7 protein-coding genes are annotated in these 15695 nt (G+C 71.2%); 2 read left to right on the top strand and 5 right to left on the bottom strand.

The features are described 5' to 3' along the window. Positions 1 to 140: 140 nt before the first annotated feature. Entirely contained in the window at positions 141 to 761 is a 621-nt protein-coding gene (locus ACFSVL_RS44410; protein WP_378313845.1) for a ScbR family autoregulator-binding transcription factor, read from the top strand. Positions 762 to 954: 193 nt separating this feature from the next. Here the strand turns inward: ACFSVL_RS44410 and ACFSVL_RS44405 are convergent, their stop codons facing one another. Continuing rightward, the gene (locus ACFSVL_RS44405; protein WP_378313843.1) at positions 955 to 1629 is read right to left on the bottom strand and encodes a ScbR family autoregulator-binding transcription factor; all 675 of its coding nucleotides are present in this window, start codon (positions 1627 to 1629) and stop codon (positions 955 to 957) included. Between the two features lie 217 nt (positions 1630 to 1846). On the opposite strand from ACFSVL_RS44405, the gene ACFSVL_RS44400 reads away from it, so the two are divergent. Further along, entirely contained in the window at positions 1847 to 2614 is a 768-nt protein-coding gene (locus ACFSVL_RS44400) for an AfsR/SARP family transcriptional regulator (RefSeq protein WP_378313842.1), read from the top strand. Positions 2615 to 2753: 139 nt separating this feature from the next. Here ACFSVL_RS44400 and ACFSVL_RS44395 read toward each other — a convergent pair whose 3' ends face one another. From ACFSVL_RS44395 to ACFSVL_RS44380, 4 genes are all read right to left on the bottom strand, one after another. Then, on the bottom strand, positions 2754 to 3326 hold the full coding sequence (locus ACFSVL_RS44395; protein WP_378313840.1) for a hypothetical protein: 573 nt from the start codon (positions 3324 to 3326) through the stop codon (positions 2754 to 2756). 150 nt (positions 3327 to 3476) lie between these two features. Continuing rightward, the gene (locus ACFSVL_RS44390; protein WP_378313839.1) at positions 3477 to 4304 is read right to left on the bottom strand and encodes an ABC transporter permease; all 828 of its coding nucleotides are present in this window, start codon (positions 4302 to 4304) and stop codon (positions 3477 to 3479) included. Then, a complete protein-coding gene (locus ACFSVL_RS44385) occupies positions 4304 to 5227 on the bottom strand; it encodes an ATP-binding cassette domain-containing protein (RefSeq protein WP_378313837.1) in 924 nt (307 codons plus the stop codon). Before ACFSVL_RS44385 ends, ACFSVL_RS44390 begins: the two co-directional genes overlap by 1 nt. A gap of 104 nt (positions 5228 to 5331) precedes the next feature. Continuing rightward, positions 5332 to 15663 (bottom strand): SDR family NAD(P)-dependent oxidoreductase, encoded by a 10332-nt coding sequence (locus tag ACFSVL_RS44380; RefSeq protein WP_449224409.1) that lies wholly within the window; start codon positions 15661 to 15663, stop codon positions 5332 to 5334. Between the last annotated feature and the right edge of the window lie 32 nt (positions 15664 to 15695).

Raw genomic sequence — 15695 nt, 5'->3', positions numbered from 1 at the left:
CCACATTTTTAGCGGAAACGGGCGAACAAAACCATACCTACCTACCGGTTTTTTTCTCTGGCTCCGGGGGCCGGTGCGGAGGTAGACTGGTGTGTCAGCGTGGCCCGGCGTGGGCCCGCATCCCCCCGAGAGGAGTCACAGTGGCTCGCCAGGAACGCGCGGAGCAGACCCGCAATGCCATCCTCGACGCCGCCGCGTCCAGGTTCGACGCGGTCGGCTTCCTCGGCGCGAGCCTGTCGGACATCCTCGCCGAGGCCGGGGTCACCAAAGGCGCGCTGTACTTCCACTTCAAGTCCAAGGAAGAGCTCGCCGACGCGCTGATCAACGAGCAGTTCACCGTCTGGGACCCGCTGGCCGACATCGAGAGCCCCGGGCTGCAGACGGTCATCGACCTCACCCAGAACATGGGGCACAGCCTGCGCAAAGACGTGCGCGTGCGCGCCAGCATCCGGCTGGTCATCGAGCAGGGCTCGTTCGTCACGCCCGCCGCGGGCGCGTACAAGCAGTGGACCGACACCATCCACGGCTGCCTGCTCGCCGCGAAAGCGGCCGGTGACGTGCGGAAAGACGTCAACGCGCACGACCTCGCGCAGTACGTGGTCGCGTCGTTCACCGGGAGCCAGCTCAGCTCGCAGGTGCTGACCGGGCGGACCGACCTGCACGAGCGGGTCACGTTCATGTGGCAGACGATCCTGAACTCGGTGGTCCCGCCGCGGCGGCTGCACAAGTTCGACCCGGCCGGGACCTTTCCCGCCGAGTGAGGTCCAGCGGTCGCGAGGCAAAACCGGACGGTCGGTTTGCGGCTCGCTGACCTGCCGGGGCGCGGTGGTCGCGGCCCCGGGAATCCGTTGCGGTGAGCTGACGCCGGGTGCTCCGCTCGCTCGCCTGCTCAGGTTGTCGCGGGGTGCCGTGGGCGGAAACCGGGTGGCCGGTCCGCTCCGGCCGGCGCGGCGCTCAGGCGCCGGTCGCCTCCGCCGCCGCCGAATCCGCCGGCTGGGACGCCTCGATCACCCGCCACAGTTCGGAGAGCGTGCTCACCAGGTCCGTGCCCGCCGGGATCGTGCCGCTGGCCGCCGCCGATTCCAGGCCGACACAGGTCACCACGACCAGCAGGGCCGCCATGTCCGGGCGGACGTGCGGGCTCAGCTCGCCCGCTCCGTGCGCCGCGGCGATGTGCGCGCGCACCTGGCCCAGCCACGCGCGGACGAACGCGACGAAACGCGGGTCGTTCGAGCCCATCTCCCTGGCCAGCCGGAAGCTCGCGCCCACCTTCGCGTCCTCGGCCAGCCAGCCCATCAGCGCCCGGCTCAGGTCGGCCAGCCTGCGCAGATGCGGACGGCGCCCGCGCGCTCGCGCGACGTGCCGGTGCAGGACCGCGACCGCGGCCGACTGCACCTCGTCGCAGATCTCGTCCTTCGACGAGAAGTGGAAGTACAGGCCGCCCTTGGTGACGCCCGCCTCGCGCGCGATGTCCACCATGCTCGTGGCCGCGTAGCCGTCCCGGTTCAGCAGCGCCGCCGCGGCGTCCAGCAGCAGATGCCTGGTCAGCTCCGCGCGGGCCTGTTTCGTCACCGTCTTCCCCATCGTCTCGCGCCGGGAACGGCACGGCGTGCGTTCCGGCCCGCTCATCATGACATACCGACCGCCCGGTTTACCAGCATTCACGCCCGATTACCTGGCCACACCTGGCCACTCAAGATCGAAACAGACCAACCTCCCGGTTTTGTCTTGAAAACCGACCTCCCGGTTTGCTATGGTGCAGTGGTGGACCCGGCTCGGACCGGCAGGCAGCGGCGCTGGGGGCGCCGCCGGACGGGTCCGGCGCGAGAGACACCGGAGGGCAGTCATGCTGAACTACGAAATTCTCGGACAGATCAGAGTGAGCGGCCGGCCCGGCGTCTGCGCCCCGCGGGCCCGCAAGATCGAGACCTTGCTGTCCGTGCTGCTGGCGAAGAACAACCAGGTCGTGACCGCCGAGCACCTGATCGGCGAAATCTGGGGCGAGCACCCGCCGGCGCGGGCGAGCGCGGCGCTGTACGTGTACGTGTCGCAGCTGCGGAAACTGTTGCGCGGCAACGGTGAAAGTGCGGAAGACAGCCCTGTTGTCACGAGCCCGCGCGGTTATTCGCTGCATGTCGGCATCGAGGAACTCGACGCCGACCGCTTCACCCGGCTCTACGAACAGGGCCGCGCGCTGCACTGGGACCGCGGCTACGGCCAGGCCGCGAAGGTGCTGCGCGAGGCCACGAACCTGTGGCGCGGCCCGGCTTTCGGCGGCTTCACCGACTCGCCGGATGTGCAGGCGTACGCCACGCTGCTCGAGGAGAGCCGGCTCGGGTGCCTGGAGCTGCTGATGGAGACGGAGCTGCTCATCGGACGGCACCGCGAGGTCGTGGGGCAGCTGTCCGCGCTGGCGAAGGAGCACACGCTTCGCGAGACCTTCACCGAGTACCTGATGACCGCGCTCGCCCGGTCCAACCGGCGGGCCGAGGCGCTGGAGACGTTCGCTTCGGCGCGGCAGAACCTGGTGCAGCAGCTGGGGATCGAGCCGGGGAGCTCGTTGCGGAAGCTGCATCACAGCATCCTTGTCGGGGAGATGTCGGACGCGGTCTGATCCTGACCCGCGGTCGTTTTCGGCCCGGTCTTCCGCCACAAGCGGGGGCCGGGCCGTTTTTCGTGTCGAGTATCCGCAGCAGGGAAAGCCTTGAAGGACTCCTCGCGGAAGCCCCGCGAGGAGTCCTTCACGACACCCCTCAGCTGCGATAGACCGAAACCACAAACCCGCCGCACGTAACAGGTTCTCCGTACCAACCGCCCCAGCGGCTGTCCAACGCCAGGCCCGCCAGCTCGGCCATCAGGTCCATCTCCGCGGGCCACACGTACCGCAGCGGCAGCGAAGCATCCGTCAGCTGCACGATCTGCCGTACGTCGTCGACCGTGCGCACGCGGGCGTCTGCGGCCCAGCACGTCGGGTCTGGGTGCCTGCCCTGCACCACCAGTGCGCCGCCGGGGCGCAGGAGGCGGCTGTAGCGGCCGATGGCGCGCAACTGGTCTCGCTGGTCCGGCAGGCGGGAAAGGACGTCCGCGCCCAGGTATCCAGTGTCGAAGCGCGGGCCGGGTTCCAGGTGGACCTCGTAGCCCTCTCCGGCCAGTGCGTCCGCGACCGGGCCGCCGCCGGGGACCAGTACCCGGCCCGTGCCGTGCTGGCGGGATACCCGGTCGGTTACTTCGGAGAGGAACGCGACCGCGCCCGCTGGGTCGTCCGCGAGCGGGGCCAGCCACTCGGCCACGGGGTCGGCCGGCTTTTCCATCACCCGGGTCGGCATTGTCGCCACCTCACTTCACGCAGTGGTCCTCTCTACTCCACAGAGAGTGCCGGAGCGATCTAAAGCCGACCTAGCGGAATCGGGGTCCCCTAGGCACGGAGAAAGGGCGACCCGCGCCGTTGCGGGTCGCCCTTAGTCGGGAAGAGGCGCTCAGCCCTTGGTGCGCCGGTTGAACTTGCGCACCGCGAAGTACGAGGCCAGTACCGTGATCGCGGCCCACCAGGCGAGCGCGAGCCACGCCGTGCCGCCGGCGGGGGTGCCGTTCATCAGCGCCCGCACGGCGTCCATGAGCACGGTGAACGGCTGGTTGTCCACGATCACCCGCAGCACGCCGGGCATCGCCTGGGTCGGCACCAGAGCGCTGGAGGCGTACGGCACGAACACGAGGATCATGCCGAGGCCGCCCGCGCCTTCGACGGTCTTGGAGATCGAGCCGAGCAGGACCGCGAGCCAGAAGACGCCCGCGGCGAACAGGACCAGCAGGCCGATCGCGGCGAGCCAGCCGAGTGCGCTGCCGCCGGGGCGGAAGCCGATCGCGAAGCCGATCGCCACCATGATCACGAACGACACCAGGCTGCGCAGCATCCCGGCGGCGACGTGGCCGACCAGCACGGCCGGGCCGAACATCGGCATCGAGCGGAAGCGTTCCACGAGGCCCTGGGTGAGGTCCGCGGCGACGCCGACGACCGTGGTGGTCGAGTTGAAGCCGATGCTGATCGCCAGCAGGCCGGGCACCAGGTAGTCGACGTAGGCCATGCCGGGCACGTTGATCGCGGGCCCGAACATGAAGCGGAACAGCAGCAGCAGCACGATCGGCAGCGACACCGCCTGCAGCAGCATCTCCGGGTTCCGCGTGATGTGCTTGACGTTGCGCCCGATCAGCACGCGGAAGTCGGACAGCACCGAGGCGAGCCCGGCGCTTTCGGGGGCCGCGGGGACCAGCTCCCCCTCGGTTTCCCTGGACAAGGTCTGGGTCATCACTTCGCTCCCGCGGTTGAGGTGAGGGTGTGGAACACGTCGTCGAGCGTCGGTTCGGACAGCTCGATCCCGGCGGGTTCGAGCCCGGCGTCGGCGACCCGGTTGAGCGTCGCGCGCACCTGTCCGGGGTGGTCGATCGGGACGCTGACCGTCTCGTCCAGCAGCACGCCGCCGGTGATCTGCTGCGCGCGGCCCGCTTCGGCGGCCGACGCGAAGGCCAGCTTGAGCCGTTCGGTGCCGACCCGGCGCTTGAGTTCGGTGGCGGTGCCCTCGGCGACGACGCGGCCCTTGTCGATGACCGCGATCCGGTCGGCGAGCTGGTCGGCCTCGTCGAGGTACTGCGTGGTGAGCAGGACCGTGGTGCCGCCGTCGAGCAGTTTGCGGATCGCGTCCCACATCGCCGAGCGGCTGCGCGGGTCGAGTCCGGTGGTCGGCTCGTCGAGGAACAGCACCGGCGGCGACGTGATGAGGCTGATCGCCAGGTCGAGGCGGCGCCGCATGCCGCCGGAGTAGGTCTTCACCGGACGGCCGGCGGCTTCCTCCAGGTCGAACTGGGCGAGCAGTTCGGTGGCGCGCTGCTTCGCCCGCGCGGTCGGCAGGTGGAACAGCCGTCCCATCATTTCCAGGTTTTCGCGTCCGGTGAGCAGTTCGTCGACCGCGGTGTTCTGCCCGGTCAGGCCGATCTGCTCGCGGACCTTGCGGGTGCGCTTGGCGACGTCGTGCCCGTTCACGGTGACGGTGCCGCCGTCGGCCTCCAGGAGGGTGCTGAGGATCCGCACCGTCGTGGTCTTGCCGGCCCCGTTGGGGCCGAGCAGCGCGAACATCGTGCCCCGCTCGACGCTGAGGTCGACGCTCTCCAGGACGTCGACATCGCCGTAGGACTTGCGCAGCCCCCGTGCTTCGATTGCGTAGCCGGTGACCATCGGGTTACCTCTCCTCGGTTCGGTCAAGCGGGGAATCTGTCGGGATCAAGTGGGCCACAGCGGCCGCGAGAGCGGCAATACCGGCCGGGCCCGATAGGGGTCGGCTAATCGTCGTCCCCACCCCCGATCGCCATGCTGATCAACGCGTCCGTGTCCAGCTCGTCGATCGTGTCCTCGTCCACTGCGGACACTTCCGGTTCATCCTCGGCCACAGTCTGTTCCGGGACCTGGATGCCGGCCAGGTCGAGCAGCCCGTCGAGCAGGCCCGCCGAACGCAGCCGTTCCAGCGGGATCGCCGCCAGCGCGTCGCGGATCCCCTGTTCCGACAACGGTTCCGGCTCGGCGTCGGCCGGGGCCAGTTCGGCGACAAGGTGCTCGGCGAGGATCCGCGGCGTCGGGTAGTCGAAGATCAGGCTGACCGGCAGCTTCAGTCCGGTGACGAGGCTGAGCTTGTTGCGGAATCCGGTGGCGGACAGGGAATCGAAGCCGACCTCGTTGAACGAGCGGTCCGCTTCCACCGCCTCCGGCCCGGCGTGCCCGAGCAGCGTCGCCGCGTGCGTGCGCACCAGGGTGAGCACGGTCGGCACCCGCTTGCCCGGCGGGAGCGCGCCGAGTTTCTGCGCCAGCGATTCGGTGTCCTCCACCGCGTCCTGTGCCGCGCGACGGCCGCGAGTGCCGACGAGTTCGCGCAGGACGGCCGGGAGGTCGTCGTCGCCGGAGGACGCCAGTACGCGGGTGTCCAGCGCGATCGGCACGAGCAGCGGTTCGGGAGAACCCGCCGCCGCGTCCAGCAGCCGCAGACCGTCCTCTGTGGACAGCGCGGTGATGCCGGTTTCGCCGATGCGGTGGGCGTCCGCGTCCTCCAGCGCCGCACCCATGCCGCCGCCCCACAGGCCCCACGCGAGCGAGGAGCCCGCGAGGCCTTCGCGACGGCGGCGGACCGCCAGTGCGTCGAGGTAGGCGTTGGCCGCGGCGTAGCTGCCCTGTCCCGGTGCGCCGAGCACGCCGGCCGCCGAGGAGAACAGGACGAACGCGGTCAGGTTGCGGTCGCGGGTCAGCTCGTCGAGCGTGGCCGCGGCGTCGACCTTCGGGCGCAGGACGTTGTCGAGGCGTTCTGGGGTAAGGGAAGTCAGCACCCCGTCGTCGAGTACACCGGCCGCGTGCACGACTCCGCGCAGGTCGATTCCGTCCAGCAGCGCGGAAACCGCGGCGCGGTCTGCCACGTCGCAGGCGGCGAGGGTGACCTCGGCGCCGAGACCGGACAGTTCGTCCCGCAGCTCGGTCGCGCCCGGTGCGTCCGCGCCGCGACGGCTGACCAGCAGCAGGTTCCGGACGCCGTGTTCGGTCACCAGGTGCCGGGCGACGGAACCGCCGAGCGCACCGGTGGCACCGGTGATCAGCACCGTGCCGTCCGGATCCCAGACCGGGGCGGCGGCCGCGTCGGCAGCTCGTTGCAGACGCGGTACCAGCACCGCGCCAGCACGGAGAGCGACCTGCGGTTCGTCCGATGCGGACACCGCGGCAAGGGTGCGGCCGCTAGGGGTTCCGGTGCCGAGGTCGACCAGGGTGATCCGGTCCGGGTGCTCGGCTTGCGCCGAACGGACCAGTCCGGCCACCGCGGCTCCGACCGGGTCGGGGCTCTCCTCGGCGTCGGTCGCGACCGCGCCTCGGGTGACCACCAGCAGCGAACCCTCCGGACGGCCGAGGAACGTCTGCAGTTCGCCGAGGACCCGGTGCAGTTCCGCGTGCACGTCGTCACCGGCGGCGGGCAGTACGACCAGGCCGGACGCGTCGCCGATGCTGGCCGCGGCGGTGGCGCCGAGGGCCTCGGTGAGGCCGAACGGGTCGTCGCCGACCACGGTCCAGTCGGTGACTTCGGCGACCGCGTCGAGGTCGGTCTGCTCCCACGCGAGGCGGAACAGCGACTCCGTGCCCCCGGTTTCGGCGGCCTGCGGCTGTGCCGACATCGGGCGCAGCAGCAGCGAATCCACCGAAGCGACCGGCGCGCCGGTGGCGTCCGCGATCTTCAGCGCGGCCGCGCCCGAGCCGATCTGCTTCACGTGCACCCGCAGCGTGGTCGCGCCGACCGCGTGCAGCCGGACGCCTTCCCACGCGAACGGCAGCGCCGGTTCGTCGCCGACCGCGCCGGAGACGCCGATGGTGTGCAGGGCGGCGTCGAGCACGGCGGGATGGATGCCGTAACGGTCCACATCGGACACAGTCGCCGGAAGCTGGATCTCCGCGAACGCTTCCCCGTCGCCCTTCCAGGCAGCGACGAGACCGCGGAACGCCGGGCCGTAGGCGAGACCGTCAGTGGCCAGTTCTTCATAGGTGCCCTCGAGTTGCACCTGTTCGGCGGCGGGCGGCCAGGCGGAGAGGTCGAACTTCTCCGTCTTGCCGGCCTTGGCCAGGCGTCCGGTGGCGTGCCGGGTCCACGGGACACCGTCCGCCGCGCCTTCCGGTCGCGAGTGGACAGTGAACGCGCGGGTGCCGTTCTCGGCGGCGTCGAGCGCGAACTGGACGCGCACGCCGGTCCGCTCCGGCACCACCAGCGGGTACTCCAGGGTCAGCTCGTCCAGGCGCGGGCATCCGGCCTCGTCGCCCGCGCGGATCGCCATCTCGACGAAACCGGTGCCGGGGAACAGGATCGAGCCGCCGACGACGTGGTCGGCCAGCCACGGGTGCGTGCCGACGGACAGCCGTCCGGTGAACAGGAGGCCCTGCGCACCGGCCAGCTCCGTCGCGGTGCCGAGCAGCGGGTGGTCTTCCTGGCCCGGTCCGGCGGCGGTGCTTTCCAGCCAGTAACGCTGCCGCTGGAACGGATACGTCGGCACCGCGACCGGGTGGGCACCGGTCGGCGCGTAGATCGCTGCCCAGTCGACGTCGACGCCGCTGACGTGCAGCTGCGCGACACCGGTCAGTGCGGCAACCGCCTCGTCCTGCTCCTTGTGCAGCAGCGAAGCGAGCACGAGACCGTCGGGACGCTCGTCGAGGCAGGCGTCGGCCATCGCGGTGAGCGTGGTGTCCGGGCCCAGTTCCAGGAACCGGGTCACGCCGTCCGCTGCGGCCCGGGTGACCGCGTCGCGCAACTGCACGCCTTCGCGGACCTGGTTCACCCAGTACTCCGGTGACGTCAGGTTGTCGGCGGGCTCGCCGGTGACGGTGGAGATGATCGGGATCCTCGGGTCCGCATAGGACAGTCCTTCCGCGACAGTGCGGAATTCGGCGAGCATCGGGTCCATCAGTCGCGAGTGGAACGCGTGCGAGACGCGGAGTTGCTTGGTGCGCTCGAACTTCGCCGCCACCTCGGCGACCGCTTCCGCAGCACCGGAGATCACCACTGCGGTCGGACCGTTCACTGCGGCAATGTCCACAGTGTCCCCAGCGGCTTCACGGACCGCCTCGGGAGTCCCGTCGATCGCGACCATCGCGCCACCGGTCGGAAGCGCCTGCATCAGCTTGCCGCGGGCGACGACCAGCTTCGCGGCGTCGGCCAGCGAGAACACGCCAGCGCAGTGCGCGGCGGCGAGTTCGCCGATCGAGTGTCCGGCCAGCAGGTCTGGCTTAACGCCCCACGAACGGACCGTGCGGAACAGCGCGACTTCCAGCGCGAACAGTGCCGGTTGCGTCCAGCGGGTCTCGTCGAGGCCGTCGCCGCTTTCGATCACCTCGCGCAGCGGGCGGTCGAGGTGCTTGTCGAGTTCGGCGCACACCTCGTCGTAGGCCTCGGCGAAGGCCGGGTACCGCGCGGCCAGCTGCGTGCCCATCTGCGCCCGCTGTGAACCCTGGCCGGCGAACAGGAACGCGGTCCGGCCACTGCCGGTGGCGATGCCGCGGACGACGCCGCGTGCGTCCTCTTCGTCGACCAGTGCCGCGAGACCGCGCACGAACTGCGGCGAACGGCTGCCGATCAGCACCGCCCGGCGGTCGAACGCACTGCGCGCAGTCGCCAGCGAGAGACCGATGTCGGCGAGGCTGCCTTCCGGCTCCTCGTCCACATAGGACATCAGCTGCTCGGCCTTCGCCCGCAATGCAGCCGCACCGCGTCCCGAGACCGGCCAGGCGACCGGGCCGTCGTACTCCGGGCCAGTCGAGGCGGTGACCTCGCGACGGTCGCCTTCCTCCAGGATGACGTGCGCGTTCGTGCCGCTCACGCCGAAGGACGAGACGCCGACGCGCCGGGTGTGACCGTTCGGCAGCCACTTCACCGGCTCGGCGAGCACGCGCACCGCGCCAGTGGACCAGTCGATCTCGCTCGACGGTTTGCCCACGTGCAGCGTCGCGGGGAGTTCGCCGTGCCGCATCGCTTCGATCATCTTGATCACGCCTGCCGCGCCCGCGGCGGCTTGGGTGTGCCCGATGTTCGACTTCACCGAACCGATCCACAACGGACGGTCCGCCGAGGTCTGCGTGCCGTAAGTGGCCAGCAGCGCTTGGACTTCGATCGGGTCGCCGAGCTTCGTGCCGGTGCCGTGCGCTTCGACGGCGTCCACATCGGACGGTTCGAGTCCGGCGTCGGCCAGCGCGGCGCGGATCACCCGCTGCTGCGCGGGGCCGTTGGGCGCGGTCAGGCCGTTCGACGTGCCGTCCTGGTTCACCGCGCTGCCCTTGAGGACCGCGAGCACCGGGTGGCCGTTGGCGCGGGCGTCGGAAAGGCGCTCCAGCACCAGCACGCCGACGCCTTCGGACCAGGTGGTGCCGTCGGCGTCGTCGGAGAACACCTTGCACCGGCCGTCGGCGGCGAGGCCCTGCTGACGGCTGAATTCCACAAAGGTCTCCGGCGTGGCCATCACCGTGACGCCGCCGGCCAGCGCGAGCGAGCAGTCGCCGCCGCGCAGTGCCTGTGCCGCCATGTGCATCGCGACCAGCGAGGACGAGCACGCGGTGTCGACGGACACCGCCGGACCCTCCAGGCCGAGGGTGTAGGAAACCCGGCCGGTGACGATCGATCCGGCGCTGTTCGCGCCCACGTAGTCGTGGTACTGGACGCCCGCGTAGACGCCGGTCGGGCTGCCCTTGAGCGACACCGGGTCGATCCCGGAGCGCTCCAGCGCCTCCCACGACGCTTCGAGCAGCAGCCGCTGCTGCGGGTCGATCATCGGCGCTTCCTTCGGGGAGACGCCGAAGAACGTCGGGTCGAAATCGCCCGCGTCGTAGACGAATCCGCCGCGCGCGACGTAGGTCGTGCCGGGGCGGCGGCCGGTCGGGTCGAGCAGGCCGTCGATGTCCCAGCCGCGGTCGGCCGGGAAGTCCCCGATCCCGTCGCGGCCCTCGGCGACCAGTTCCCACAGCTGTTCCGGCGAGGTGACTCCGCCGGGCAGGCGGCAGGCCATGCCGACGATCGCGATCGGCTCGTCCGAGTTGTCCTTAGTGGACACCGCGCTGATTTCGACCGCCGTGCCGGCCAGCTCGGCCAGCAGGTGCGCGGCGAGTGCGGTCGGCGTGGGGTGGTCGAAGATCAGCGTGGCGGGCAGCCGCTGGCCAGTGGCCGCGGTGAGGCCGTTGCGGAGTTCGATCGCGGTCAGCGAGTCGAAGCCGAGCGACTGGAACTGCGCCGACGGCTCGATCTCGTGCGCCGCGCGGTAGCCAAGCACGGTGGCGGCGTGGCCGCGGACCAGTTCCAGCACCGCGTCGCGGCGGTCTTCTTCCGGCAGCCCGAGCAGGCGTCCGGCGAACGAGTCCACTGAGGACTCGGCAGCGGCGGCCACCCGGCGGGTGGTGCGGCCGACGAGCTGCTCCAGCGTGCGCGGGAGCCGGTCGAGTTTGCGCAGCACCGGCAGGTCGAGCTTGGCCGGGACGGCGGTCGGCTTGCGGACGGCGAGCGCACGGTCGAACAGCGCCAGACCCTCCGCAGTGGACAGTGGCACGATGCCGCTTGCCGCGAGCCGCTGCACCTCTTCTTCGGTGAGCGTGCCGCCCATGCCGCCGACCTCGCCCCACAGGCCCCAGTCCAGGGACAGACCCGGGAGGCCGTGCGCGACGCGGTGCGAGGCGAGGGCGTCCAGGTACGCGTTGGCTGCGGCGTAGCTGCCCTGGCCAGGCGCGCCGAGCACGCCGGAGACCGACGAGAACAGCACGAACGCCGACAGTGCGGTTTCGCGGGTGAGTTCGTGCAGGTTCAGCGCACCGTCGACCTTCGGGGCGAGCACGGCGTCGACCCGTTCGGGCGTCAAAGCGGTGACCACGCCGTCGTCGAGTACGCCAGCGGCGTGCACGACCGCGGTGAGCGGGTTCTCCTCCGGCAGCGACGCCAGGACGCCGGCCAGCGCCTCGCGGTCGGCGACGTCGCAACGCTCCAGCCGGACGTCGACCTCGCTTTCCCGCAGCTCAGCGGCCAGCTGGTCGAGGGCGGGCGTGATCCGGCGGCTGAGCAGCAGCAGCCGGCGGACGCCGTGTTCGGCGACCAGGTGCCGGGCGAGCTTTCCGCCCAGCGCGCCGGACGCGCCGGTGACCAGCACCGTGCCGTGCGGGCAGAAGTACGGCCGGTCCAGCTCCGGCGTCGTGCGGACCAGCCGGGGCACCAGGACGGTGCCGAGCCGGACCGCCGCCTGGGCCTCGCCCGAGGCCAGGACCTGCGGCAACACCGCTTCCGGCGTGGTTTCGGCGTCGAGGTCGAGCAGGACGAAGGCGTCCGGGTTTTCCTCCTGTGCGGAGCGGACCAGGCCCCAGACCGCCGAGGCGGCGAGGTCGGTGACGTCCCCGGCGGCCGGGACCGCGCCGCGCGTGACCACCACGAGCCGGGCTTGCGAGGGGTGTTCCTCGGACAGCCACGTCTGCAGCGCCGTCAGCACCCGGTGCGTCAGCTCGTGCGTCTCCGCAGCGGTGCCGGATTCGCCGATGCACTCCAGGAGCTGGACGTCGGAAGTGTCCACAGTGGCTTCGTTGTCCGCCGAACGCTGCCATTCGATCCGGTACAGCGGAGCGGCCTGTTCGGCGACCGGCGCGGTGAACGCGCGGAACACCGTCTCGGCGACCGTTGCGACCGGAGCGCCGGTCGGGTCGGCGAGGGCGATCTCGAAACCGTCCTCTGTGGTCGGAGTGAAGCGCACCCGCAGCGCGGACGCACCGGTCGCGTGCAGCTCGACTCCGGTCCAGCAGAACGGAACCCGGCCGACCCCGCCGTCTCCGCCACCGGCGACGCGCAGGGCGTGCGTGCACGCGTCGAGCGCGGCCGGGTGCAGGCCGAAGCGTTCGGCGTCGTTGTCCTCCGGCAGGGCGACCTCGGCGAAGATCTCGCCACCGCGCTGCCAGACTGCTTGCAGGGAACGGAAAAGCGGGCCGTACGTCAGGCCGGTGTCGGCGAAGTCGTCGTACAGGCCGTCGATGGCGACCGGCTCCGCACCAGCAGGCGGCCACTCGGTCAGCTCAGTGCCGCCGCGAGCCGACTGCGGGGCGACGCTGCCGCTGGCGTGCAGGGTCCAGTCCGCGTCGTCGTCTTCGGGTCGCGAGTGGACAGTCACCGTGCGGACGTCGCGCTCCCCCGCCGCGCCGACGGTCACCTGCACCTGGATACCGCCGCGAGCGGGCAGGACGAGCGGGCTGCCCAGGGTCAGTTCCTCGATCCGGCCCGAGCCGACCTGGTCGCCGGCGCGGACGACCAGCTCCAGGAACGCCGTGCCGGGCACGGTCACCGCGTCGCCGAGCTGGTGTTCGGCCAGCCACGGGTGCGTTTCGACGGACAGCCGGCCGGTGAGCACGACGCCGTCGGTGTCGGCGAGCGCGACGGCCGCGCCGAGCAGCGGGTGCCCGGCGGACGTCAGACCGGCGGCGGTGACCTCGTCACGGTTGGCCCGCGCGTCGAGCCAATACCGCTTGCGCTGGAAGGCATACGGCGGCAGGTCGACGCGCTGGGCACCGCTGCCCGCGAAGACCGCGGCCCAGTCCGGGGTCAGGCCGCTGACGAAGAGTTCGGCCAGCGCGGTGAGCGCGGCGGCCGGTTCTTCGCGGTCCTTGCGGAGCACCGGAACGACGAGTGCGTCGGAGGTCTGGCGGACCAGCGCGGACAGCACACCGTCCGGACCGACCTCGACAAAGCGTCCGACGCCTTGTGCGGCAAGGGTTCCGACGCCGTCGTGGAACCGGACCGCGGCACGCACCTGGCGCACCCAGTAGTCCGGAGTGGACATGTCGGCCTCGGGGCCGACCGTGGAGACCAGCGGGATTTCCGGCTGGTGGTAGGTCAGGCCGCGAGCCACAGCCGCGAACTCGGCCAGCATCGGCTCCATCAACGGCGAGTGGAACGCGTGCGACACCTTGAGCTTCGAGGACTTCCGTCCGTCGAACGCAGCCGCCACGGCGGCCACCGCGTCCTCGGTGCCAGAGAGCACCACGGAATCCGGGCCGTTGATCGCGGCAATGCTGACCTGGTCAGTCAGATGCGGCGTGACCTCGTCCTCGGTCGCCTGCAAGGCCACCATCGAACCACCGGACGGCAACGCCTGCATCAGGCTCGCCCGCGCGGCCACCAAGGTGGCGGCGTCGGCCAGCGAGAAAACTCCGGCGACGTGCGCGGCGGCGAGTTCGCCGATGGAGTGGCCGAGCAGGAAGTCCGGCTTGATCCCCCACGACGCGAGCAGCCGGAACAGCGCGACCTCGATCGCGAACAACGCGGGCTGGGTGTAGCCGGTCTGGTTGATCAGGCGCGGTTTCTCGAACAGGACTGTCTTGAGTGGACGGTCGAGGTGCTGGTCCAGTTCGGCGCAGACCTCGTCCAGCGCCTCGCGGAAGACCGGGAACGCGGCGGCCAGCGCGGCCCCCATTCCGGCCCGCTGCGCGCCTTGGCCGGAGAACAGGAACGCGGTCAGTCCTTCCACCTGCGGGCCGGTGATGACGTCCGGAGTGGCGACGCCGTCCGCGAGCGCGGCGATAGCCTGCTTCGGGTCCTCGGCCAGCACGACCGCGCGATGCGACAGCGGCGACCGCGAGGTGGCGAGCGAAAAGCCCAGGTCAAGTGGGGTCGCCGCGAAGGACACCAGCTGCGCCGCCTGCGCGCGCAACGCGGTGCTGCCGTGGCCAGCCAGCGGCAGCGGAATCGCGACGCCCTCGGGCCAGCTCGGCGTAACCGGCTCGGCGGTCTCGGCCGGAGGCGCTTCCTCCAGGATGATGTGCGCGTTGGTGCCGCTCACGCCGAACGACGACACACCCGCGCGACGTGGGCGTTCCCCAGCCGCCCACGGACGTTCGGTACGCAGCAGTTCGACGGCGCCGGAGGTCCAATCGACCTCTGTGGACGGTTCGGTGACGTGCAGCGTGCGCGGCAGCAGGCCGTGCCGCATCGCCTGCACCATCTTGATCACGCCGCTGACGCCCGCCGCCGCCTGCGCGTGGCCGATGTTCGACTTGATCGACCCCAGCCACAGCGGCTCGGTGCGGTCCTGGCCGTAGGTAGCCAGGAGTGCTTGCGCCTCAATGGGATCGCCCAGCGTGGTACCGGTGCCGTGGCCCTCGACAGCGTCCACTTCGGACGCCGACAGCCGGGCGTTGGCCAGCGCCTGCCGGATCACGCGCTGCTGCGAGGGACCGTTCGGCGCGGTGAGGCCGTTGGACGCGCCGTCGGAGTTCACCGCGGAACCCCGCACCACCGCGAGCACCGGGTGCCCGTTGCGCTGTGCGTCGGAAAGCCGTTCCAGCAACAGGGTTCCCGCGCCCTCACCCCAGCCGGTGCCGTCCGCGCTGTCGGAGAACGCCTTGCAGCGACCGTCCGCCGCGAGGCCGCGCTGACGGCTGAAGGCGAGGAACGGGCCGGGCCGCGACATCACCATGACACCGCCGGCCAGTGCGAGCGAGCAGTCCCGCTGGCGCAGCGACTGCACCGCCAAGTGCAGCGCGACCAGCGAAGACGAGCACGCGGAGTCGATCGTGACGGCCGGGCCTTCCAGGCCGAGCGCGTAGGCGATCCGGCCGGAGATGACCGAGGCGGCGTTGCCGGTGCTCAGGTAGTCCTCGACCTCGCCGGTGAGCACGGACTGCGGCAGCTCGTCGTAGTAGTCCTGCCCGCCGCTGCCGACGAACACGCCGACCTGCTGTTTCGCCAGCGAGTGCGGCGCGATGCCGGCCCGCTCGAAGGTCTCCCACGCCAGCTCCAGCACGAGCCGCTGCTGCGGGTCCATGGCCAGCGCCTCGCGCGGCGAGATGCCGAAGAACGGCGCGTCGAACTCGCCCGCTTCGTGGACGAACCCGCCTTCGGAGACGTAGCTCGTGCCGGGGCTGTCCGGGTCGGCGTCGAACAGCCGGTCCAGCGCCCAGCCGCGGTCGGCGGGGAACTCCCCGATCGCGTCGCGGCCCTGTGCGACCAGCTCCCACAGGTCGTCGGCGGACCGGACGCCGCCGGGATAGCGGCAGCCCATCGCGACGATCGCGATCGGCTCGGACTCGGCGGCCTCGACCGCGCGCAGCCGGGCCCGCGTCTCCTGCAGGTTGGCGGTGACCCGCTTCAGGTAGTCGACCAGCTTGGTTTCGTCGGTCCTGG

This window comes from Amycolatopsis silviterrae (assembly GCF_042684085.1).
GTDB lineage: Bacteria > Actinomycetota > Actinomycetes > Mycobacteriales > Pseudonocardiaceae > Amycolatopsis > Amycolatopsis silviterrae.
The sequence above is the reverse complement of the archived record's forward strand: the minus strand, read 5'-3'. Positions and strand labels throughout refer to the sequence as shown.

Coding starts and splice junctions, on each gene's coding strand:
- ACFSVL_RS44405 (WP_378313843.1), bottom strand. CDS start 1,629: ATGAGCGGGCCGGAACGCACGCCGTGCCGTTCCCGGCGCGAGACGATG.
- ACFSVL_RS44400 (WP_378313842.1), top strand. CDS start 1,847: ATGCTGAACTACGAAATTCTCGGACAGATCAGAGTGAGCGGCCGGCCC.
- ACFSVL_RS44395 (WP_378313840.1), bottom strand. CDS start 3,326: ATGCCGACCCGGGTGATGGAAAAGCCGGCCGACCCCGTGGCCGAGTGG.
- ACFSVL_RS44390 (WP_378313839.1), bottom strand. CDS start 4,304: ATGACCCAGACCTTGTCCAGGGAAACCGAGGGGGAGCTGGTCCCCGCG.
- ACFSVL_RS44385 (WP_378313837.1), bottom strand. CDS start 5,227: ATGGTCACCGGCTACGCAATCGAAGCACGGGGGCTGCGCAAGTCCTAC.